This is a genomic window from Massilia brevitalea (assembly GCF_030711405.1).
In the GTDB taxonomy this organism is placed as follows: domain Bacteria; phylum Pseudomonadota; class Gammaproteobacteria; order Burkholderiales; family Burkholderiaceae_D; genus Telluria; species Telluria brevitalea.
In genome coordinates, this window is the sequence record NZ_JAULSI010000007.1 from 1 (window position 1) to 19,803 (window position 19,803).

Below are 19,803 nucleotides of genomic sequence, written 5' to 3' on the forward strand. Positions count from 1 at the left end.
GGCCAGCTACGGCGAGGAATATGATCGCACGATACTAAACAATTACCGGCGATGGCTTCGATGAGCGCGTGGAGCTAGGCTTTCGATTTCTCGATCAATTTATCGACAGGGATAGCGCCAACACAACGCTGGATATCGATGTGGTCGGCTTCAGCCGTGGCGCTGCGGAAGCCAGGGTCTGGATGAATACGTTAGCGAAGCGCTTGCAGGACGGGAAATACACGAGCGCAGCAGGTAAGGCGCGTTGCCTGAGTCTGCGTTTCGAAGGACTATGGGACACTATGCCGCATCTGGGGGCAGCGAACGGGGATGAACGCAAATACGATTTTTCTGTGCCGGGGCAGGTAAAATTCGCTGCACATGCGGTGGCCCTGAACGAGCATCGAGGGGGATGGATCAATTTCCATGGCCGCTCGATTTTGCAGAATCCTGCTTCGCCGAATGGTGGCAACCGTATCGAAATGGGGTTTGTTGGGAGTCATTCCGATATTGGCGGCGGCTACGGTACAGGTGATCTCTCCGATGTTGCGCTCATGTGGATGATCAAGCAAGCAAAAGATCAGGGTATAAAAATGCTGGACCAGGTTATTGATAAGAACGGTTGGAATATTGTGACAAACCCGATCCTGCACGATAAGAGCGGCAACAGGATTGATCCTGGCAGTTCGCCAGAGCGCGAAGACCGGGATTTCATCTATGGCGATGGCACCAAGGTCAGACAAAGCGAGGCAGTCCTTGGCCACAATACAGCTTGGGCAAAAAGTTTCGTTAATTACTATCACAATTGGTGCGGACCCCGCGGTTCACCTGCAGTTAGTCTGGTGGATATGCAAAAATACAGCGCCTGGCTCGAAACCCAAGGCGTGAATATCGGCTATGCCGTTCCATCCAATCCTCAACCGTGTAATTGAGTCCTATGAGACGTACCGTGATCAAGTCACTCCTTGCAGGGGTAATCGGCATGCTTGGCGCCGGTTGTGTCGAGGCTGGCGAGGGCCCCGGGATGGTTTTACATTTCGCCTCATTGAAGGAAGGGATTGTGGTTGTCTGCATGGGAGGGCGTTTGCCCAGCGGGAAACGCTTCCCCGGCCCTGGCGGACTCAGTCGAACCAAAGACTGGCTAACCGGCGGGAAGACTGAGGGGGCGGCACCGGACGGCCGACAATTGCCGGAATGGGTGGAGTTCGAGTGGACCGAATACGCCTCTGATAAGGATGATTCAGTAGAAGAACTTGGGCCGCTTCCTGTACACGTAGAGCGGGTCGTCATCAGAGAGCGCGTGCCGCAAGATGTGATCGAAGAAGTGATTCGCTCCAAGCTTGCCACCCCGCCGGGAAAATTGCCGGACAAATCCCTTTGGTTGGATTTCGTATGGACTGACGGCGGCATCAAGTTTCATTGGCGACTCGAGTCAGTGAAGGCGGCGCCGGAATACACATTGCGATCCGGTGGTGATGTGCTTGAAAGACCTTGACCCTCCAAAAGGAGATTAGTGAGCTGTGATATCCCATCCTCAACCGTTTAATTGAGTTTTATGAGACGCACCGTGATCTAGTCACTCCTTGCATGGGGCATCGGCATGCTTGGCACCGGCTGTGTCGAGGCCGATGAAGGCCCCGGCATGATGCTGCATTTCGCCTCACTGAAGGAAGGGGTGGTCATTGCTTGCAAGGGAGGACGACTGGCTAGCGGAAAGCGCTTCCCCGGCCCCGGTGCGCTTGGTCGAACCAGGGATTGGGTAACCGGCGGGGCAACCGAGGGCGCGGCACCGGACGGCCGGCAATTGCCTGAATGGGTGGAGTTCGAGTGGAAAGAATATGTCTCCGATAAAGATTATGCACTGGAAGAACTCAAAGCGCTTCCTGTGCATGTTGAACGAGTCACGATCAGGGAGCGCGTTCCGCAAGATGTCATCGACGAAGTGATTCGCTCCAGGCGCGCAACCCCGCCGGGGAAACTGCCCGACAAATCCCTCCAGTTGAATTTCGTCTGGACCGATAGCGGCATCAAGTTTCGTTGGCTGTTCAGGGAAAAGGACATCCCAAGACGTATGTCGCGATCCGGTGGCGATGTCATCGAAGGACCTTGACCTTCAAAAGGCAGTGCAGGGTGCCCACGTTTGATTCGGTAACGACGCAAAAACGCGAAGGCTGGCTCAAACTCCACACCCCCCAGCACGGTTGAACCGGCTCACTTGCCGAGGAGGCAAGAAAGCACTTACACTGCATGCGGGGCGCTAAGCGGCGCCCCGCGCGCGTTGTAGCGCATGTGCCGTGTACGTGCGTTTGCCTTCGTTTTGCGCAAGTCTGCGCGCGGGCGCTTGTTGTGTTCACCTGGACCTTGCCCGGCCCGGCAAGGAGTTTCGATGCATTCCTCATCCTTATTCGAGTCGGTTTTCAACCACGCGCCGATCGGCAACTACCTGCTGTCGCCCACGCCCGAGGCCATCGTCCTGGCCGTGAACGACGCCTTCCTGGCGGCGTCCGGCCGCACGCGCGAGGAAATGGTCGGCGTCAGCCTGTTCACCACCTTTCCCGCCGACCCCAACGATCCCACCGACGACAGCGAGACCGTATTGCGCGCCTCGCTGGCGCGTGCGGTCGCCAGCGGCAAGCCTGACAGCCTGCCGACGGTGCGCTATCCGATTCCGGTCACGCTGGCCGATGGCAGCGTGCGCTTCGAGGAACGCTTCTGGAACGCGATCAGCACACCGCTGTTCGATGCCGACGGCCGCATCCTGTGCGTGTCCCACTCCACCAGCGACATCACCGAACAGGTGCGGGCGACGGCCGCGCTGCGCGAAAGCGAAAAGCGTTTCCGCGCCCTGACCGATGCCGCCGCCGACGTGGTCTACACCATGAGCCCGAACTGGAGCGAGATGCACCAGCTCGACGGCCGCGGCTGCCTGAAGGACACCAGCGGCTCCGACGAATCCTGGCTCGACGACTACATCCCGTCCGAGGAGCGCGTGCGCGTGCGCCAGGCCATCGACACGGCGCGCCGCAACAAGGCGGTGTTCGAACTCGAGCACAAGGTGCTGCGCGCCGACGGCAGCTGCGGCTGGACCCTGTCGCGCGCGGTGCCGATGCTCGACGCCGCGGGCGAGATCTACGAATGGATCGGCGCCGCCAACGACGTGACCGAGCGCCGCGAAACCGAGGAAAAGCTGCGCCAGGCCGACCGCCACAAGGACGAGTTCCTGGCGATGCTGGCGCACGAGCTGCGCAACCCGCTGGCGCCGCTGGGCGCGGCCGCCCAGTTGCTGCAGATGGGCAAACCCGACGAAGCGCGGGTGCGCCACACCAGCCAGATCATCGCTCGCCAGGTGCTGCACATGACGCACCTGATCGACGACCTGCTCGACGTTTCGCGCGTGACCAACGGCCTGGTCGCGCTGGACAAGGCGCCTGCCGAACTGAACCGCGTCCTGGCCGAAGCGGTGGAACAGGTGACGCCGCTGATGCGCGCCCGCGCGCACGATTTCTCCTGCGAATTCGCGCCGGGTACGGTGATGGTCGACGGCGACAGCAAGCGCCTGGTGCAGGTAGTGGCCAACATCCTGAACAACGCCGCCAAGTACACGCCCGAAGGCGGCACGGTTTCCCTGGCGGCCGAGGCCGACGCGCGCGAGATCCGCATTACCGTGACCGACAACGGCATCGGCATGGCGCCCCAGCTGGCGGCGCGCGCCTTCGACCTGTTTGCCCAGGCCGAGCGCAGCCCGGACCGTTCATCCGGCGGCCTTGGCCTGGGGCTGGCGCTGGTGCACAGCCTGGTCGAGCTGCACGGCGGCAGCGTGGCCTGCGACAGCGCCGGCGAAGGGCAGGGCAGCCGCTTCACGGTACGCCTGCCGCGCCTGCCCGCCGGGGAAGGCCCCGCGCAGCCCGAAGCCAGTGCGGGCGTTGCGCACGATGCTGGCGGGGCGCTGCGCATCATGGTGGTCGACGACAACGTCGACGCCGCCTCGACACTGGCCATGCTGCTGGAAATCGACGGCCACGAGGTGGCGGTGGAACACCATCCGCACCCGGCTTTGGCGCGGGCGCGCGCCGCGCCGCCCCAGGTCTGCCTGCTCGACATCGGCTTGCCCGACATGGACGGCAAGGAGCTGGCCCAGCGCCTGCGCGCCCAGCCGGAAACGGCGCACAGCCTGCTGGTGGCGATCACCGGCTATGGCCAGGACAGCGACCGCGCCAGCGCCCTGGAGGCCGGCTTCGACCATTACCTGGTGAAACCCATCGACACGGCCAAGCTCGGCGATATCCTGGCCGAAGCCGGGGCCACGGCGTAAGCCGGTCGAAGGATTTGCCAAGATTGCAGTAGACGGCGCCAAGATTTTTCTCCTGCCGGCGTGCAGACTCTCCTTTCGAAGGAGAATCGCATGCACGCACAAACAACCTGGCGCGGTACCGGCGCCGGCATCGCCGCCGGCGCCTTGTGGGGGCTGGTGTTCCTGGCCCCGGAACTCACCCACGGCTTCACCTCGATGCAACTGTCGGCCGGGCGCTACCTCGCCTACGGCCTGGCGGCGGCGCTGCTGATCGCACCCGGCTGGCGCCGCGTGAGCGCGCGCCTGACGCGCAGGAAATGGTGGACCCTGGCCTGGCTCAGCCCCGCGGGCAACGTCGTCTACTACATCTTCCTTGCCAACGCGGTGCGCAGCGGCGGCGTGGCCATGGCTTCGCTGGCAATCGGCCTGTCGCCGCTGGCCGTGACGCTGTTCGGCAGGGACGAGCGGCAGGCGCTGCCGCTGCGCCGTTTGCTGCCCTCGCTGCTGCTGGGCTTCGCCGGGCTGCTGTGCATCAGCTGGGAATCGCTGCGGCAGTCCGGGCCCGGCTCGCTCTTCGGCCTGCTGTGCGCGGTCGGGGCGCTGGCGTCCTGGACGATCTACGCGGTCGCGAACAGCCGCGTGCTGGCGCGGCTGACGGCGGTCACGGCGCACGAGTGGAGCTTGCTGACCGGGGTGATGACCGGCGCCCAGGCTTTGCTGCTGGCAGTGCCTGCCTTCCTGTTCGCGTCGAACGCGCAGTCGGCGGCGGACTGGCTGCGCTTCATCGGCGTGGTGAGCGGCGTCGCCATCCCGTGCTCCATCATCGGCAATGGCTTGTGGAACGTCGCCAGCCGCGCGCTGCCCATGAGCCTGATGGGACAGATGATCATCTTCGAGACCGTGTTCGCGGCCCTGTACGGCTGGCTGTGGGAAGCGCGCTGGCCGAGCGGACTGGAATGCGCGGCGATGCTGCTGCTGGTCTGCGGCGTGGTGTCCTGCGCCTCGGCGCACCGGAACGCGGCGCGAAAAGACCGGGCGCCGAAGGCCGGAAATGCGGTATGCTGATCGACGCACCAGCCTGTTGATCGACGCGTTTCCTCAACCTTGGGAGAAATAAAGTGACCAGCAAAAATACGGTATGCCTGTGGTACGACGGTACGGCTTTGGAGGCGGCGCAGTTCTATGCCGAGACCTTTCCCGACAGCGCAGTCGGCGACGTATTCCGTGCGCCGGCCGACTTCCCGGCGGGGAAGGCAGGAGACGTGCTGACGGTGTTGTTCACGGTGGCCGGCATCCCCTGCCTGGGCCTGAACGGCGGCCCGATGTTCAAGCACAGCGAAGCTTTTTCCTTCCAGGTCGCCACCGACGACCAGGAAGAGACCGACCGCCTGTGGAATGCCATCGTTGGCAATGGTGGACAGGAAAGCGAGTGCGGCTGGTGCAAGGACCGCTGGGGCCTGTCCTGGCAGATCACGCCGCGCGTGCTGACCGATGCCTTGGCCAATCCCGACCCGCAAGTGGGCCGGCGTGCCTTCGAGGCGATGATGACGATGCGGAAAATCGACGTGGCGCGGATCGAGGCGGCGGTGCGCGGCTGATGGGCCGGCTTGCAGGCTGGCCGGCGTTTGCGCCGCCCAGCCTGCCTGCGTTCAGTCCAGGTCGGACGCGTCGTGGCGCTCGGCCACTTGCTCTTCGGGCTTGCCGCGCACGCGGTTGACCTTGCGGCCCCGGATCACGGCCGGGCGCGCCGCGATCTCGTCGGACCAGCGCTTCAGGTGCTGGTACTCGTGCACGGCCAGGAATTCGGCCGCGTCGTAGATTTCGCCCTGCACCAGGCCGCCGTACCAGGGCCAGATCGCCATGTCGGCAATCGTGTACTCGTCGCCGGCGATGAAGCGGTTGTCGGCGAGCTGGCGGTCCAGCACATCGAGCTGGCGCTTGGCTTCCATGGCGTAGCGGTTGATCGCGTACTCGATCTTTTCCGGCGCGTAGGCGTAGAAGTGGCCGAAGCCGCCGCCCAGCAGCGGGCCGGCGCCCATCTGCCAGAACAGCCAGTTCAGGGTCTCGGTGCGCCTGGCCGGGTCTTTCGGCAGGAAGGCGACGAATTTCTCGGCCAGGTAGAGCAGGATGGAACCGGATTCGAACACGCGCACCGGCGCGTCGCCGCTGCGGTCCAGCAGGGCCGGGATCTTCGAATTCGGGTTGACGTCGACAAAACCGCTGCCGAACTGGTCGCCCTCGTTGATCTTGATGAGCCAGGCGTCGTATTCGGCGTCCTTGTGGCCGGCGGCCAGCAGCTCTTCGAGCATGATGGTCACCTTCACGCCGTTCGGCGTGGCCAGCGAATACAGCTGCAGCGGGTGCTTGCCGACCGGGAGTTCTTTCTCGTGGGTCGGCCCGGCGGTCGGGCGGTTGATGCTGGCGAAGGGGCCGCCGTTGGCGGAGGGTGCCCAGACCCTGGGCGGTTGATATTCTGTTGTTTGATGCGACTGGTCAGTCATCCTGTTCTCCTTTGTGGGGTGGACTTGCATGCCTGACCAGATTCTAGCCGCACTCGCCGGATGGCGCTGGCGGCGGACAAATTTGTACGGATCAGCGGCCGAATCAGCGGCCGAACTCCGGGTTCGGGCGGGTCAGGTAGTACCACTCCGAGTTGGCGTTGGCCTTGGCGTCCGGGAACAGGATGCGGCCACTGAACTCGGCCACCACCGGCGTGCCGTCGGCGCGCGTGCCGATCTGTTCGCCCTCGATTACCGGATCGAAACTGGCCCAGCTGCGGGAAAACGCATCGGCGGCATCCGTCTTGTCGTGCACCACGACCATCTGCAGCGCTTCCATTTCGTCGAACGGAACCGGTTCCGGTTCCGGCGCGTCGATCAGCTTCAGGAAGGCCAGGGTGTTCATGATGGCACGGTAGGCCACTTCCGGTGCGCGCGGGTCGAGGTGCTGGCCGCATTCCAGGGTCAGCGCGTAGCCGCCCGTGGTGCGCATGTATTCGGTGGTGCCGACGCCGTAGCGCAGCACGGTTTCCAGCTCGGCCGCATTCCCGCGCGAACGGCGCTTGACGCCGCCGCCGTAGGCCGCCATCCAGCCGGTCACGAAGCGGCGCACGCCGAGGCGCCGCGCCAGTGCGCGTTCCTTCTCGGCGTGCTGGAAGGGTTCGAGGTCGCCATCATTATTGGCCGGGCCCACCATCACGAAGGGCTCGCCATGGGCGGCGTTGAACGAGTGCAGGTCGAGCAGCACGTCGTGCTGGGCCAGGAGCGGGCACAGCCAGTTGGCGACCTGGTCTTCGAAATCCTGCGGAACGTCTTTCGGGAACAGGTTGCGGTTCAGGTTGCGGTCGCCGTTGCGCTCGTTCTTCTGGTAGGCGAGGGGATTCACGATCGGCACGAAGGTGACGCTGCCGGCGGCGATACGCAGGGCGCCGCTATCGAGCTCGGCCATCACGCGCTTGATCGCTTCGGTGCCGCAGATTTCGTTGCCGTGGGTGGCGCCCATGATGATGACGCGCGGGCCCTGGCCGAGGCCGGTATAGGTGACGGATTTGAACTGGAAGTTGCGGGCGGAGCTCATGCGATGGTGATCCAAGGAAATATCGGTGGCGTCATTTTATCGGGAAACCTTGGCCCGTGCGGAGTCGCATGGCATCATGCGCCACCTCCGCAAGCTGGCTCTCTACGATGACTTCTCCCCACAGTGCTCGCATATATGGACTCGATACCCTGCGCGCGCTGGCCGTGACGCTGGTGGTGCTGCACCATTACATCCTGTTCGTCTCGAACGACGACGCTACCTTCGGCTGGGTCGGGCGCATCGGCTGGACCGGTGTCGACTTGTTCTTTGCCCTCTCGGGCTACCTGATCGGCAACCAGATCTTCGCGGCGCTGCGCACGGATGCCGGGCTATCGCTCAAACACTTCTATGCGCGCCGCCTGCTGCGCACGCTGCCGAATTTCTGGGTAGTGCTGGCGCTGTATTTCCTGTGGCCGGCCTGGCGCGAGCATGCCGAGCTGCTGCCGCTGTGGCGCTACCTCAGCTTTACCCAGAACATCGGCCTGCCGCCGGGTACCGGTTTTTCGCACAGCTGGTCGCTGGCCATCGAGGAACAGTTTTATTTGCTGCTGCCGGCGCTGGCCATGATCGCGGCCGCACTGCGCTGGCGCATCGGCGTAGCCTGGCTGGCGATTGCGCTGGTGGTCGCTGGCGGGATGCTGCTGCGCGCCGATTTGTGGAGTGCGCACGTCGGCGGCAACAAGTATGGGACTTACTTCTATTACAAGCTCATCTATTACTCAAGCTTATGCAGGCTCGACGAGCTGGTGGCCGGCGTGGCGCTGGCGCTGCTGAAGAACCGCCACCCAGGCGCCTGGGCTGCGCTCACGCGCCACGGCAACGCGGCGCTGGTGGCGGGCCTTGCCATCATCGGCGTGGCATTCTGGTTCTTCCTCGACAAGCGCTACGGCTTTGCGGTGACGGTGTTCGGCCTGCCGGCGCTGGGCCTCGGTTTCGGCTTGCTGATCCTGTCCGCGCTGTCGCAGCGCTCGCTGCTGCGCGACCTGCGCATTCCCGGCGCCGCCAGCCTGGCGCTGTGGTCGTACGCGATTTACTTGACCCATCGCGGCGTCAGCGCGCTCGGCTCCGCATGGCTGGCGGACAGGGGATATGGGCCGGAGACGGCGCTTGCCATCGTCGTGCTGCTGGCGCTGTCGGTGCTGGGCGGCTGGCTGCTGTATGTGCTGGTCGAGACGCCCTTCATACGCCTGCGCGAGCGTTACGTACCCAGCAACCTGGCGAAACCTGTGTTCAGTCCCGTGCTTCGATGACGTCGAAGGCGGCCGGCATCGCGCCAAGAAATGCGAGCGTCGCATGCACGCGCTCGCGCATCTCTTGCCCCTGCGTTGCTTCGATGGCGGCGCGCAGGCCGGGTCGGGCTTCCAGCGTGTGCGGACTGCGGTAGGCCTCGACCAGCAGCGCCACCAGGTCGAGCGGGGCATTGCAGCTGCGGCGCAGGCTGGTGTCGATCATGGCGAGCAGGGTGCGCTGCATGGCCGGCGTCGGGTTGACGATGTGGGCGAACACCGACGGGGTATTCGCGATCGACGCGCACAGCGAACGTTCGATGGCGTCGGGTTTCAGGTCGGAGGCGATGTCGAAGTATGCGCGGTCCCAGCGCGTGCGCGCATAGGCGTGGCCGGCGGGGAAGCGGTCGACCGTCTCGAAGCCGAGCGCATGGCTGGCCTTGGACAGCAGATCGAGCACGATGGGCATCAGCGGCATGGCTGGAAGGGGTAGCGTGTGGACATGCCGTGAGTGTAATCGAAAGCGCAGTGGGCGATCGAACGACCGCCCGCCCACGCGTAAAACTTATGCCGCGAACTTCCCGGCGCGGAAATCCTCGACGGCCTGGTGCAGCTCGGCCTGGGTATTCATTACGAAGGGACCGTACTGCGCGATCGCTTCCTTCAAGGGCCGGCCCGCGATCAGCAGCAAACGCGTCGGCTTGGCCGCCTTGATCGCCACGCCATCGGCGCCTTCGGCATTGTCGAAGATCGCCATGCGCGTCTGCGGCACGCCTTTGCCGCCCACGACCGCTTCGCCGCGGAACACGTAGATGAAGGCGTTGTGGCCGGCGGGCAGCGCCTGCTCGAAGACCGCGCCCTCGGGCAGTTCAATGTCCAGGTACAGCGGCTCGGTGCCTTCACGCTGCACCGCACCGGCCACGCCATGGCTTGCGCCCGCAATCACCTGCACCGTTGCGCCAGAATGGAGCGTAAAACGCGGCACCTGTTCGTTCGGGATGTCGCGGTACCACGGCGCCATCATCTTGTCCTTCGCCGGCAGATTCAGCCACAACTGAAAGCCTTCCATCAGGCCTTCGTTCTGCTCGGGCATCTCGGAGTGGATCACGCCACGGCCGGCCGTCATCCACTGCACGCCGCCATCGGTGACGAGACCTTCGTTGCCTGCGCTGTCGCGGTGGCGCATGCGCCCGGCCAGCATGTAGGTGACGGTCTCGAAGCCGCGGTGCGGGTGCTCGGGGAAGCCGGCGATGTAGTCGCCCGCCTCCTCGCTGCCAAAGGCATCGAGCATCAAAAACGGGTCGAGGCGGCGCTGCAGGGTGCTGGTGAGGACGCGGTTGATCTTCACGCCCGCGCCGTCCATTACGTACTGGCCGGCGATCACGCGCTCGACGCCGCGCGCCTTGGTCACGTTCCGGGTTTGAATCACGTCGGTCATCATGTTCTCCTTGCTTGCGCCGCCGAGGCGGCTGGTTGGATTACGCCAGTGCTGCTGCAACGGTGGCGTCGGCTTCGGCCTGGCCCTTGGCTGCCGCTTCCGGACCCATCGACTGGGCAGCCGAGTACACGAAGGTCTGGTCCGTCATGCCCAGGAAGTTCAGCAGCATGCGCACGAACGGCACCTGCGGGTCTGCGTCCGTTGGGTAGATGCCGCCACGGGCGGTGGCAATGAACACTTTCTTACCCTTCAGCAGGCCTTCCGGACCGTTCTCGGTGTAGCGGAAGGTAACGCCGGCGCGGGCAATCGCGTCGAACCAGCTTTTCAGCTGCACCGGGATGCCGAAGTTGTACATCGGCGCGCCAATCACCACCACGTCGGCAGCCTGCACCTGGGCGATCAGGGCGTCGTCCAGGGCCACGCGCGCCGACTGCTCGGCGGTGCGCGATTCGACTGGCGTGAACAGGGCGCCCAGGGCGGCTTCGTCGAGCTGCGGGTGCGGCTGGCGTGCCAGGTCGCGGGTGACGACGTTGGCGTTCGGGTTGGCTGCGGCCAGTTTCGCCACGATGCTGTTGGCAACGCGGTTCGATTCCGATTGTTCGCCGCGCAGGCTGGAGGTGATTTGCAGGATGTTCATGGTGTCTTCCTTTGTTCTGTGGTTGGATGTTCGATGGGTCTACTGTAACCATTCCATAATCGATCCGGAAGCCGTTAGAATGGATAACATTATTCAGCCAGTGGAACAATCCCATGGAAGTCGAACCGAACGATCTGCTGCTTTTCGCCCGCATCGTCGAGGCCGGCAGCTTCAGCCAGGCCGCCACCCGCGTGAACCTGCCCAAGTCCACCGTCTCGCGCCGCATCTCGCTGCTGGAAGCACGCCTGGGCGAGCGCCTGCTGCAGCGAACCACGCGCAAACTCGTCGTCACCGAATTCGGCGCCAGCCTGCTGGAACATGCGCGCAAGGTGGCGGAGGAAAGCGAGGCGGCCGGCGCCCTGGCCCAGCACCGCCAGGCCGCGCCCAGCGGGCGCCTGCGCATTTCGCTGCCTGCGGACTTTGCCAACCTGGGCATGAGCAGCATGATCGGGCGCTTCCTGGAGCGCTACCCGGCAGTGAACATCGAGCTCGATCTGTCGCCGCGCCGGGTCGACCTGGTGGCGGAAAATTTCGACATCGCGATCCGCATGGGCGATTTGCCCGACGACGCCTCGCTCAACGCGCGCCGCGTCACGCTGCAACGCTTCGGCCTGTACGCTTCGCCCTGCTACACGGCCGTGCGCGGCCTGCCCGAGCACCCCGACGACCTGCTCGGGCACGATCTCTTGTGCCTGCTGAGCCGCAGCGGCGGGCCGGTGCGCTGGGCTTTGACGCGCGGCAAGGTGAAATGGGAGCACGAACTGCCGGCGCGCCTGACCGCGAATTCGCCCGACCTGCTGGCGCGCATCGCCTGTAGCGGCGCCGGCATCGCCGCCAGCTCGGAACTGTTCGCCCAGCCGCTGGTGCGCAAGGGCGAACTGGTGCGCGTGCTGCCCGAGTGGGATTTGCCGGCGGCGACAGGTTGGGCCGTATTCCCTGGGCGGCGCCTGATGCCGGCCAAGACCCGCGCCTTCCTCGACATGATGGAAGAGGTGTTCGGCAGTGGAGCAGGGGCGTAAGCGGGTCCCCGCCGCGGTCCTTGCACACGCGCGTGCTAGGATGAAGGGCTCATCCACTACCCGTGAGCACCAGTGCGGCACCAACTCTTTCTCTTCGACCTGGACGACACCCTGCTCGACTTCCGGGCATCCGAACAGCTCTCTTTCGTGCAAACGATGTCCGCGCTCGGCTACGACGGCGCCATCGAGCCGGTGTTCCAGGACTACCAGGCCATCAACGTCGCGCTGTGGCGCAGCTTCGAACGCGGCCTGGTGGACAAGGACTTCCTGAAGGTCGAGCGCTTCCGCCAGACCTTCGCTATCCACGCTCTCGCGCTCGACCCCAGCGCCGCCAGCAAACTGTATCTCGACGCCTTGCCCGAGACCGTGGTGCTGGTCGAGGGTGCGCTGGAAGTCTGCGCGGCGCTGAGCGTGCACGGCGAAATCGGCATCATCACGAATGGCGTCGAGCACATCCAGCAGCGCCGCATCGCCAGCTCCGGCCTGGGCGCCTTTTTGTCCTTTGTCGCCACCTCGGAAGCCTGCGGCCATGCCAAGCCCGACGTGCGCATCTTCGACTACGCCGCCGGCATGGCGCGCGCCTTCGTGCCGGAAGCGACCATCATCGTCGGCGACCGCCTGGATGCGGACATCCTCGGCGCGAACCGCTTCGGCATCGACAGCTGCTGGTTCAATCCGGGGGGAGCGCCGAACGGGTCCGAAGCGCGCCCGACCTTCGAGGTGGCGCGCCTGCACGATCTGCTTCCTGTGCTCGCGCAGTAAAAGCCGGTTGCACGCACGCGCTCACTCTGCATATAATTCGTATACGTTTCGTATATGGAGAATAGTATGGGTATCGTGAACATCGACGACGAGCTGCACGACCAGGTTCGCAAGGCCACGGTGGTGTCCTGCCGCTCGATCAACGCGCAGGCCGCGTTCTGGATCAAGGTGGGCATGCTGTGCGAGCTGAATCCTTCGCTCAGCTTCAACGAGATCGTCGCGCGCGAACTGAAGGCGGCCGGGGTCAAGCCGCAGCCGGTGAAAGTGGCGGCGCTATGACCAAGCGGCCCGAGGAAATCGAGCTGATGGCGGAGTCGGGCCGCCTGCTGGCGAGTGTCTTCGGCCACCTCGACAAGCTGGACCTGATCGGCATGTCGACCATGCAGGTCAACGACCTGGCCGAGCGCCTGATCGTCGACGAACTGCAGGCGCGCCCGGCCAGCAAGGGCCAGTACGGCTACGCCTACGCGCTGAACTCCTCGCGCAACCACGTGGTCTGCCACGGCGTGCCGTCGCCGACCGAGCTGCTGGAAAGCGGCGACATCGTCAACTTCGACATCACGCTGGAAAAGAACGGCTACATCGCCGACTCCAGCAAGACTTACCTGGTGGGCGAGGTCGCGCCGCTGGCCAGGCGCCTGGTGCAGGTGACCTACGAGGCGATGTGGAAGGGCATCAAGGCCGTGCGGCCGGGCGCGCGCCTGGGCGACGTCGGCCACGCCATCGAGCGCCACGCGCGCAGGAACGGCTACACGGTGGTGCGCGAATACTGCGGCCACGGCATCGGGCGCGAAATGCACGAGCCGCCGCAGGTCCTGCACTTCGGCAAACCGCAGACCGGGCTGGTGCTGCAGGAAGGGATGGTGTTTACCATCGAGCCGATGCTCAACGGCGGCGGCCGCTCGGTGGTTACCGAGGACGACGGCTGGACCGTGGTCACGCGCGACGGCCAGTTGTCGGCGCAGTTCGAACACACGGTGGCGGTGACGCGCAATGGTGTGCGCGTGCTGACCCTGCGCCCCGACGAACGCGTGCCGCACTAAGCATCATCCGCCGGGAGACGGTTATTTTGCCGGGTCGTTCAGGTTGTCCAGCGTGATGGTTCGGCCATCCTCGATGACCTCGCCGTCGCGCAGCACGATCTGCGAATTGCCGCCCATCTTCGGCAGGTCGAGCGCGATCGCGTCGCCGCGCTGGCGATAGCTGCCTTCCGGCGCGCAGGTGCCGAACAGCGGCGTATTGCGTACCTTGTCGCCGTCGATCAGCAGGAAGAAGAACAGGGTCTCGCAGCTGTTGCGCCGCTGCGAGCGGCTTGCCGCATTGGCTGCAAAAGGCGCTGCCGGACGCAGCCTGCGCGCCGCACGAAGTACAAAACATCTGGTTTCCTTGGATAGAAGAGGGCGCCTGTGCCGATGCATGTCGGGCGTCGAACCAGGCGATTGTAGGGGATGTTGGCAGAGGGAAAACTATCGAATCCTCACCGTGCATGCCCGGGCTGGACGCAAATCGTATTGCGCGCCCGGCACTTCCTCTATACTGCCGCTCGAGGCCGCATACCGCCGGCAAACCACGGAGACAAGCAATGCTGAATCACGTCATGATCGGGTCGAACGACATCGAACGATCGAAACGCTTTTACGATGCGGTGCTGGGCACCCTCGGCGCCGGCGAAGCCGTGCGCAACGTCGCATCCTCGGGCCATACCCGCCTGTTCTACCGCCACGACGGCAACAGCTTCGGTATCAGCGAACCGATCAATGGCGAAGCGGCGACCTGCGCCAACGGCGCCACCATCGGCTTCAAGTGCCATTCGCCCGAGCAGGTGCAGCAGTTCCACGACACGGCCGTGGCCCAGGGCGGCGTCTCGATCGAGGACCCGCCGGGCCTGCGCGAAAGCAACATGGGCGCGCTCTACCTGGCCTACGTGCGCGACCCGGACGGCAACAAGCTGTGCGCCATCTACCGTCCTAAATAAGAGGGCTGGTTCATGCACGGCGAAGCCTTGTCCCTGCGCATCCGCGCGCTGATCCGTTCGCTGCCGCGTACCGGCATCACGCTCAGCGAGCTGGTGCACCGCGTCGGCAACGACGGCCTGCTGATTTTGGCCGCGCTGCTGACCCTGGTGTTCCTGATCCCGATTTCGATTCCCGGCGTGAGCACGGTGTTCGGCGCGGCGATCCTGCTGATCGGCCTGGCGCGCCTGCTGCGGCGCGAGCTCTGGATTCCGGAGCGCATCGCGCACAAGACCATCGCCACCCGCAAGCTGCGTCCCATGCTGCGCAAGGCGCTGCCGCTGCTGCATCGGCTGGAACGCGTGAGCCGTCCGAACCGCATCGCCTGGCTGGTGGCCAGCGGCCCGGCCGAGCGCATGAACAATGCCTCGCTGATTTTGGGCGCCGTGCTGTTGATGATGCCGTTCGGGCTGATCCCGTTCAGCAATACCTTCCCGGCGGTGGCGCTGCTGTTCTTCGCCATCGGGCTGCTGCAAAGGGATGGCGTGTGCGTGCTGCTGGGTTACGTCGGGAACGTGCTGACGATCGGGTATTTTGCGCTGCTGATCGGTGGCGGCGGGCTGGCGCTGCGCGAGATGGTGGGGCGGTTGATGGCCTGAGCTATTCGGGAACCTTGGTAATGGTGGGTTCGAGAACCCACCCTACAGTTTTTGCCGCCGTTGACGGCTCGTAGGGTGGGTTCTTGAACCCACCAATGCAAACATCAACCCGGCCGATTGCCCATCAATTCCCCGAGGCGCACCGAACGCTCCGGCGCCCAGTCCTTGTTGAAGCCGATCGTCTTTTCCTTGAACAGCATCACCACCGTTGAGCCGAGCAGGAAGCGGCCCATCTCTTCTCCCTTCTTCAGGACCACCGGCGTGGTTTCGTAGGTCCAGTCGCAGATGCGCGCCATGCGCGGCGGGTTGACCACGCCGTGCCAGGACGTCGCCATGCTGCCAACGATGGTCGCGCCGACCAGCACCATGACGAAGGTGCCAAATTCTTCGGATTCAAACACGCACACCACGCGCTCGTTGCGCGCGAACAGGCCGGGCACGCCGCGCGCCGTAGTCGGGTTCACCGAGAACAGGGCGCCGGGCACGCAGATCATGCGCGTCAGGCGGCCGTCGCAGGGCATGTGGATGCGGTGGTAATCCTTCGGGCTCAGGTACAGGTTCGCGAAGCTGCCGTGCCGGAAGTGCGCGGCCAGCTGCGCGTCGCCGCCCACCAGTTCGGTGGTGGTGAACTTGTGGCCCTTGGCCTGCAGGATATGGTGGTCGTCGATGGCGCCGAACTGGCTGATCGCGCCGTCCACCGGGCACACGAAATCGGCCTGGGCCAGCGGCCGCACGCCGTCGCGCAAGGGCCGGGTGAAGAATTCGTTGAAGCTGGCATAGCTGGCGATATCCGGATTGGCCGCCTCCGCCATGTTGACGCCGTACTTGCCGACGAACCAGCGGATCAGGCGGGTCGTCATCGCGCCTCCGCGGGCGCCGGCGACGCGTCCGGCAAACGAGGTCAGCGCCTGCTTGGGCAGGACATATTGTGGCAGTACTTTAAAGCGGTCGGACACGGTGGCAAGCCCCCAGATGGTAAGGATGGCGAATTATAAATAAGGGCCGGGCCGGTGCATATCCTTGTTTTCACGCCGGCCCCGCCTGTCCAGTGTAGCGCATAGTCCGGATCGGCCATGCATGCGACGATTCCGGCGCACATGCATATCAAAAAAATATTCCCGGAGGCAACACAAGGGATGTGATCTCGCAGACAATATCGGCTCCTTTCATAGTCTGTTCCCTATGCACGCCCGATTCTCCCCGATTCGCCTGACGCTGCTGGCCGCCGCGCTGGCAACCACCTTCCCGCTGCATGCACAAGAAGCGCAGGAAACCCGCCAACCCGCAACTGAAACGACGCTCAGGAAGGGCGAAACGGCCCCGGCCGGGCAGGCGATGCAGCGCGTCGAAGTGAAGGGCTCGGCCCAGGCCTACGATCCGCGCCGCGACGACACCGCCACCAAGATCGTGGTCAACCAGGAAGAGATCGTCAAGTACGGCGACACCAGCGTCACCGACGTCCTCAAGCGCGTACCCGGTATCACCGTCAACAGCAGCAATGGCCGTGGCGGCGAAATCCGCATGCGCGGCATGGGCGCCGGCTACACGCAGATCCTGATCAACGGCGAACGCGCGCCGGCCGGCTTCTCGATCGAGTCGCTGGCGCCCGACGTCATCGAACGCATCGAAGTACTGCGCGCCGCCAGCGCCGAGTTCTCGACCCAGTCGGTGGCCGGCACCATCAACATCGTGCTGAAAAAAGCGATCCGCACCGGCCAGCGCGACATCAAGGTCGGCATGCGCCGCACCAGCAGCGGCATGCGCGGGCCGAACGTGAACCTGCAGCTGTCGGACAAGGTCGGCAAGATGTCGTATTCGATCTCGGGCAGCGGCGCGCGCGAAAGTTTCGAGCGCACCTCCACCGTGTTCGAGGATGCCTACAGCAATGCCGGGCTCCAGACCCAGGCGCGCAGCACCACGGGCGTGGAAGACGGCTCCTTCAGCTACTTCAACCTGGCGCCGCGCCTGAACTGGAACCTCGAGAACGGCGACACGCTCACCTCGCAGACCTTCCTGAATTCGGGCCGCTTCCGGACCCGCACCAACGAGACGGCGAATACCGCCATCGGTGCGGGAGCGCCGTACCCGGACCTGGCCCTGGCCAACGACAACAAGAACAGCTTCTACCGCACCGAACTGAACTGGGTGCACAAGATGGAAGCCGGCGCCAGGCTCGACACGAAGCTGGGCGTGCAGGGCGGCGAGAACGACAGCACCTCGCGCCGCCTGACGCCCGCCGGCGCCGCACGCGCGCTCGACAACCTGATCGTCTCGGAAGGCGAAGACCGCGGCGTGACCAGCACCGGCAAGTTTTCGAAGACCATCTTCGAAGGCCACGCGCTGGGCATGGGCTGGGACGGCGGCTACAACACGCGCGAGGACAGCCGCTTCGAGACCGAAGCCGGCCGCGCCGTCTTCCCGGGCCTGCCGGACGGCGAGGAGTTCGAAGCCCAGGTCTCGCGCCTGGCGCTGTATGCCCAGGACGAGTGGAGCGTCACGCCGCGCCTGTCGGTGTACCTCGGCGCGCGCTGGGAAGGCATCCGCACCCGCACCTCGGGCAATACCTTCGACACCGGCCGTTCGCGTTCGAGCGTCTGGAGCCCGGTGCTGCAGACCCTGTGGAAGATCCCGGACACCAAGGGCGACCAGGTGCGCTTTGCCGTCACCCGCACCTACAAGGCGCCGAACGTCTCGAGTCTGATTCCGCGCCGCCAGACTTCCGTCGACAACCGCTCCACCGATCCCGACTACCAGGGCAACCCGGACCTGCAGCCGGAACTGGCGCTGGGCGTCGACGCCTCCTACGAGCACTACTGGGCCGAAGGCGCGCTGCTCTCGGCCAGCGCCTCGATCCGCCGTATCGACGGCTACACCCGCTCCGTCATCGAGTTCGACGGCGCGCGCTGGGTGGCCATGCCGATGAACGCCGGCCAGGCCGTCTCGAAGAACCTGGAACTCGAAGCCAAGCTGCCGCTGAAGGCGCTCATCGACGGCGCCCCGGCGGTCGACCTGCGCGCCAGCATCAGCCGCAACTGGTCGGAAGTCGACGGCGTACCCGGCCCGGGCAACCGTCTCGACGGCCAGACCCCGCTGTCGGCCAACCTCGGCATCGACTACAAGGTCGGCAACGTCAGCACCGGCGCCAGCTTCGCCTACAAGCAGGGCATGACGGTGCGCGTGTCGGAGCGCCAGACCTCGGTCATGGACACCCGGCGCGACCTGGAAGCCTATGTGCTGTACAAATTCTCGCCCAAGCTGCAGCTGCGCGTGGCGGGGCAGAACCTGCTCGACGAAGATTTTGTCTCGCGTAGCAGCTACCTGGAGCAGGGGCGCGGGCTGGTGCTACGCAGCGCCAGCTTCCCGGTGGGCGTGACGCTGCGGGCGACAGTGGAAGCGAAGTTCTAGCCCAGCCGCATCGCCGCCGCGCCGCAGGCAATCAACACCGCGCCGGCCAGCCGCGGCGGCGCCACGCGCTCGCGCAGGACGAATACCGCAATCGCGGTGGCGAACAAAATCGAGGTTTCGCGCAGCGCCGCCACCGCGGCCACCGGCGCCTGCGTCATCGCCCACAGCGCCACCCAGTAGGCGCCGACCGATAGCGCTCCGCCGCCGGGCAGGGCCGGATTGCTGCGCACGAAGGGCAGCAGTTCGCGCCGGCGCCGCACGGCCAGCGCCGCGACGCCGGGCGCGGTGGCGGCGAAGATCCACATCGTGTAGGCAGCCGGCGCGTCCGACAGGCGTACGCCGGCGCCGTCGACCAGGGTGTAGGCCGCGATGGTGGCGGCCGAGGCCAATGCCAGCAGCGTGGTGCGGCGGCTGGTTGCAGTGTTGGCCCGGGCACGCCCGGTCATCGCCAGCACGCCGCCGCAGATCAGGCAGATCGACAGCCACTGCATCGCGCCCAGGCGCTCTCCCATGAAGGCCAGGCCGAACGAAGCCACGATCAGCGGCGCGCAGCCGCGCATCAGCGGGTAGGCCAGGCTGACGTCGCCGTCGCGGTAGGTGGCCATCAGCAGCGCGTAATACAGCACGTGGATCAGGGCCGAGGCGGCAATGCAGGGCCAGCTGGCGGGCGCCGGTTGCGGGAGCCAGGGCAGGGCCAGCGCGCACAGCAGGCCGGCGCTGACGGCCACCGCCACCGTCGACAGGAAGGCGTCGCCCTTCGTCTTGAGCATGGCGTTCCAGGCGGCGTGCATCAGCGCCGCGGCCAGTACGGCCATCGCCACCGTGCCGGACATGCCGACTCCTGTGCCGCTCATGCCAG

General features: G+C 65.2%; 22 protein-coding genes. 14 read left to right on the top strand and 8 right to left on the bottom strand.

The features are described from left to right. The first annotated feature begins 68 nt into the window (after positions 1-68). The 6 genes from QWL29_RS05705 to QWL29_RS05730 all read left to right on the top strand — a co-directional run bounded on the left by QWL29_RS05705 (position 69) and on the right by QWL29_RS05730 (position 5,868). Positions 69-911 (top strand): phospholipase effector Tle1 domain-containing protein, encoded by an 843-nt coding sequence (locus tag QWL29_RS05705; RefSeq protein WP_305821918.1) that lies wholly within the window; start codon positions 69-71, stop codon positions 909-911. 17 nt (positions 912-928) lie between these two features. Further along, entirely contained in the window at positions 929-1,474 is a 546-nt protein-coding gene (locus QWL29_RS05710; protein WP_305821919.1) for a hypothetical protein, read from the top strand. Between the two features lie 105 nt (positions 1,475-1,579). Further along, a complete protein-coding gene (locus QWL29_RS05715) occupies positions 1,580-2,089 on the top strand; it encodes a hypothetical protein (protein WP_305821920.1) in 510 nt (169 codons plus the stop codon). Positions 2,090-2,365: 276 nt separating this feature from the next. Further along, positions 2,366-4,291, top strand: coding sequence for a PAS domain-containing hybrid sensor histidine kinase/response regulator (locus QWL29_RS05720; RefSeq protein WP_305821921.1), 1,926 nt, complete (start codon positions 2,366-2,368; stop codon positions 4,289-4,291). Positions 4,292-4,381: 90 nt separating this feature from the next. Beyond that, the gene (locus QWL29_RS05725) at positions 4,382-5,335 is read left to right on the top strand and encodes a DMT family transporter (RefSeq protein WP_305821922.1); all 954 of its coding nucleotides are present in this window, start codon (positions 4,382-4,384) and stop codon (positions 5,333-5,335) included. A 53-nt stretch (positions 5,336-5,388) separates the two neighbouring features. After that, the gene (locus QWL29_RS05730; protein ID WP_305821923.1) at positions 5,389-5,868 is read left to right on the top strand and encodes a VOC family protein; all 480 of its coding nucleotides are present in this window, start codon (positions 5,389-5,391) and stop codon (positions 5,866-5,868) included. A gap of 51 nt (positions 5,869-5,919) precedes the next feature. Here QWL29_RS05730 and yghU read toward each other — a convergent pair whose 3' ends face one another. Together yghU and QWL29_RS05740 are read right to left on the bottom strand one after the other, a co-directional pair. Next, entirely contained in the window at positions 5,920-6,771 is an 852-nt protein-coding gene (gene yghU / locus QWL29_RS05735; RefSeq protein WP_305821924.1) for a glutathione-dependent disulfide-bond oxidoreductase, read from the bottom strand. Positions 6,772-6,874: 103 nt separating this feature from the next. Then, positions 6,875-7,846, bottom strand: a complete 972-nt coding sequence (locus QWL29_RS05740) for a succinylglutamate desuccinylase/aspartoacylase family protein (protein WP_305821925.1) — start codon at positions 7,844-7,846, stop codon at positions 6,875-6,877. Positions 7,847-7,953: 107 nt separating this feature from the next. Between QWL29_RS05740 and QWL29_RS05745 the strand changes: the two genes are divergently transcribed. Next, complete coding sequence (locus QWL29_RS05745) at positions 7,954-9,096, top strand: acyltransferase family protein (protein ID WP_305821926.1); 1,143 nt, start codon at positions 7,954-7,956, stop codon at positions 9,094-9,096. Here the strand turns inward: QWL29_RS05745 and QWL29_RS05750 are convergent. From QWL29_RS05750 to QWL29_RS05760, 3 genes are all read right to left on the bottom strand, one after another. Beyond that, positions 9,077-9,550 carry a hypothetical protein gene (locus QWL29_RS05750; RefSeq protein WP_305821927.1) on the bottom strand — a complete coding sequence of 158 codons (474 nt, stop codon included), beginning with the start codon at positions 9,548-9,550 and terminating at the stop codon, positions 9,077-9,079. The two genes, QWL29_RS05745 and QWL29_RS05750, sit on opposite strands and share 20 nt — an antisense overlap. Before the next feature lie 87 nt (positions 9,551-9,637). After that, on the bottom strand, positions 9,638-10,510 hold the full coding sequence (locus QWL29_RS05755; protein ID WP_305821928.1) for a pirin family protein: 873 nt from the start codon (positions 10,508-10,510) through the stop codon (positions 9,638-9,640). A gap of 40 nt (positions 10,511-10,550) precedes the next feature. Continuing rightward, positions 10,551-11,147, bottom strand: coding sequence for an FMN-dependent NADH-azoreductase (locus QWL29_RS05760; RefSeq protein WP_305821929.1), 597 nt, complete (start codon positions 11,145-11,147; stop codon positions 10,551-10,553). A 113-nt stretch (positions 11,148-11,260) separates the two neighbouring features. Here QWL29_RS05760 and QWL29_RS05765 point away from each other — a divergent pair, with 113 nt between their 5' ends. The 4 genes from QWL29_RS05765 (at position 11,261) to map (ending at position 13,971) form a co-directional block, all read left to right on the top strand. Further along, the gene (locus QWL29_RS05765) at positions 11,261-12,166 is read left to right on the top strand and encodes a LysR family transcriptional regulator (RefSeq protein ID WP_305821930.1); all 906 of its coding nucleotides are present in this window, start codon (positions 11,261-11,263) and stop codon (positions 12,164-12,166) included. A gap of 72 nt (positions 12,167-12,238) precedes the next feature. Further along, positions 12,239-12,928 carry a YjjG family noncanonical pyrimidine nucleotidase gene (locus tag QWL29_RS05770; RefSeq protein ID WP_305821931.1) on the top strand — a complete coding sequence of 230 codons (690 nt, stop codon included), beginning with the start codon at positions 12,239-12,241 and terminating at the stop codon, positions 12,926-12,928. A 66-nt stretch (positions 12,929-12,994) separates the two neighbouring features. After that, positions 12,995-13,207 carry a ParD-like family protein gene (locus QWL29_RS05775; protein ID WP_229435286.1) on the top strand — a complete coding sequence of 71 codons (213 nt, stop codon included), beginning with the start codon at positions 12,995-12,997 and terminating at the stop codon, positions 13,205-13,207. After that, on the top strand, positions 13,204-13,971 hold the full coding sequence (gene map / locus QWL29_RS05780; RefSeq protein WP_305821932.1) for a type I methionyl aminopeptidase: 768 nt from the start codon (positions 13,204-13,206) through the stop codon (positions 13,969-13,971). The genes QWL29_RS05775 and map overlap by 4 nt, the downstream gene beginning before the upstream one ends. On the opposite strand, the gene QWL29_RS26745 is transcribed toward map, so the two are convergent. Beyond that, positions 13,865-14,416 carry a zinc ribbon domain-containing protein gene (locus QWL29_RS26745; protein ID WP_370663667.1) on the bottom strand — a complete coding sequence of 184 codons (552 nt, stop codon included), beginning with the start codon at positions 14,414-14,416 and terminating at the stop codon, positions 13,865-13,867. The genes map and QWL29_RS26745 overlap by 107 nt on opposite strands. A gap of 94 nt (positions 14,417-14,510) precedes the next feature. On the opposite strand from QWL29_RS26745, the gene QWL29_RS05790 reads away from it, so the two are divergent. Together QWL29_RS05790 and QWL29_RS05795 are read left to right on the top strand one after the other, a co-directional pair. Beyond that, positions 14,511-14,903 carry a VOC family protein gene (locus tag QWL29_RS05790; RefSeq protein WP_305821934.1) on the top strand — a complete coding sequence of 131 codons (393 nt, stop codon included), beginning with the start codon at positions 14,511-14,513 and terminating at the stop codon, positions 14,901-14,903. Between the two features lie 12 nt (positions 14,904-14,915). Further along, on the top strand, positions 14,916-15,539 hold the full coding sequence (locus QWL29_RS05795) for an exopolysaccharide biosynthesis protein (protein ID WP_305821935.1): 624 nt from the start codon (positions 14,916-14,918) through the stop codon (positions 15,537-15,539). A 104-nt stretch (positions 15,540-15,643) separates the two neighbouring features. On the opposite strand, the gene asd is transcribed toward QWL29_RS05795, so the two are convergent. Next, complete coding sequence (gene asd / locus QWL29_RS05800; RefSeq protein WP_305821936.1) at positions 15,644-16,495, bottom strand: archaetidylserine decarboxylase; 852 nt, start codon at positions 16,493-16,495, stop codon at positions 15,644-15,646. A 226-nt stretch (positions 16,496-16,721) separates the two neighbouring features. Here asd and QWL29_RS05805 point away from each other — a divergent pair, with 226 nt between their 5' ends. Further along, positions 16,722-18,944, top strand: coding sequence for a TonB-dependent receptor plug domain-containing protein (locus QWL29_RS05805; RefSeq protein WP_305821937.1), 2,223 nt, complete (start codon positions 16,722-16,724; stop codon positions 18,942-18,944). Here QWL29_RS05805 and QWL29_RS05810 read toward each other — a convergent pair. Then, positions 18,941-19,798, bottom strand: a complete 858-nt coding sequence (locus QWL29_RS05810; RefSeq protein ID WP_305821938.1) for an EamA family transporter — start codon at positions 19,796-19,798, stop codon at positions 18,941-18,943. The two genes, QWL29_RS05805 and QWL29_RS05810, sit on opposite strands and share 4 nt — an antisense overlap. Between the last annotated feature and the right edge of the window lie 5 nt (positions 19,799-19,803).

What these genes read in the sequence shown, in the direction of transcription:
- QWL29_RS05805 (WP_305821937.1), top strand. Translation starts at nt 16,722, where the DNA reads ATGCACGCCCGATTCTCCCCGATTCGCCTGACGCTGCTGGCCGCCGCG.
- QWL29_RS05745 (WP_305821926.1), top strand. Translation starts at nt 7,954, where the DNA reads ATGACTTCTCCCCACAGTGCTCGCATATATGGACTCGATACCCTGCGC.
- QWL29_RS05790 (WP_305821934.1), top strand. Translation starts at nt 14,511, where the DNA reads ATGCTGAATCACGTCATGATCGGGTCGAACGACATCGAACGATCGAAA.
- QWL29_RS05755 (WP_305821928.1), bottom strand. Translation starts at nt 10,510, where the DNA reads ATGACCGACGTGATTCAAACCCGGAACGTGACCAAGGCGCGCGGCGTC.
- QWL29_RS05750 (WP_305821927.1), bottom strand. Translation starts at nt 9,550, where the DNA reads ATGCCGCTGATGCCCATCGTGCTCGATCTGCTGTCCAAGGCCAGCCAT.
- QWL29_RS05720 (WP_305821921.1), top strand. Translation starts at nt 2,366, where the DNA reads ATGCATTCCTCATCCTTATTCGAGTCGGTTTTCAACCACGCGCCGATC.
- QWL29_RS26745 (WP_370663667.1), bottom strand. Translation starts at nt 14,416, where the DNA reads ATGCACGGTGAGGATTCGATAGTTTTCCCTCTGCCAACATCCCCTACA.
- QWL29_RS05795 (WP_305821935.1), top strand. Translation starts at nt 14,916, where the DNA reads ATGCACGGCGAAGCCTTGTCCCTGCGCATCCGCGCGCTGATCCGTTCG.
- QWL29_RS05765 (WP_305821930.1), top strand. Translation starts at nt 11,261, where the DNA reads ATGGAAGTCGAACCGAACGATCTGCTGCTTTTCGCCCGCATCGTCGAG.
- yghU (WP_305821924.1), bottom strand. Translation starts at nt 6,771, where the DNA reads ATGACTGACCAGTCGCATCAAACAACAGAATATCAACCGCCCAGGGTC.
- QWL29_RS05725 (WP_305821922.1), top strand. Translation starts at nt 4,382, where the DNA reads ATGCACGCACAAACAACCTGGCGCGGTACCGGCGCCGGCATCGCCGCC.
- QWL29_RS05760 (WP_305821929.1), bottom strand. Translation starts at nt 11,147, where the DNA reads ATGAACATCCTGCAAATCACCTCCAGCCTGCGCGGCGAACAATCGGAA.
- QWL29_RS05775 (WP_229435286.1), top strand. Translation starts at nt 12,995, where the DNA reads ATGGGTATCGTGAACATCGACGACGAGCTGCACGACCAGGTTCGCAAG.
- QWL29_RS05715 (WP_305821920.1), top strand. Translation starts at nt 1,580, where the DNA reads ATGCTTGGCACCGGCTGTGTCGAGGCCGATGAAGGCCCCGGCATGATG.
- QWL29_RS05740 (WP_305821925.1), bottom strand. Translation starts at nt 7,846, where the DNA reads ATGAGCTCCGCCCGCAACTTCCAGTTCAAATCCGTCACCTATACCGGC.
- QWL29_RS05810 (WP_305821938.1), bottom strand. Translation starts at nt 19,798, where the DNA reads ATGAGCGGCACAGGAGTCGGCATGTCCGGCACGGTGGCGATGGCCGTA.
- map (WP_305821932.1), top strand. Translation starts at nt 13,204, where the DNA reads ATGACCAAGCGGCCCGAGGAAATCGAGCTGATGGCGGAGTCGGGCCGC.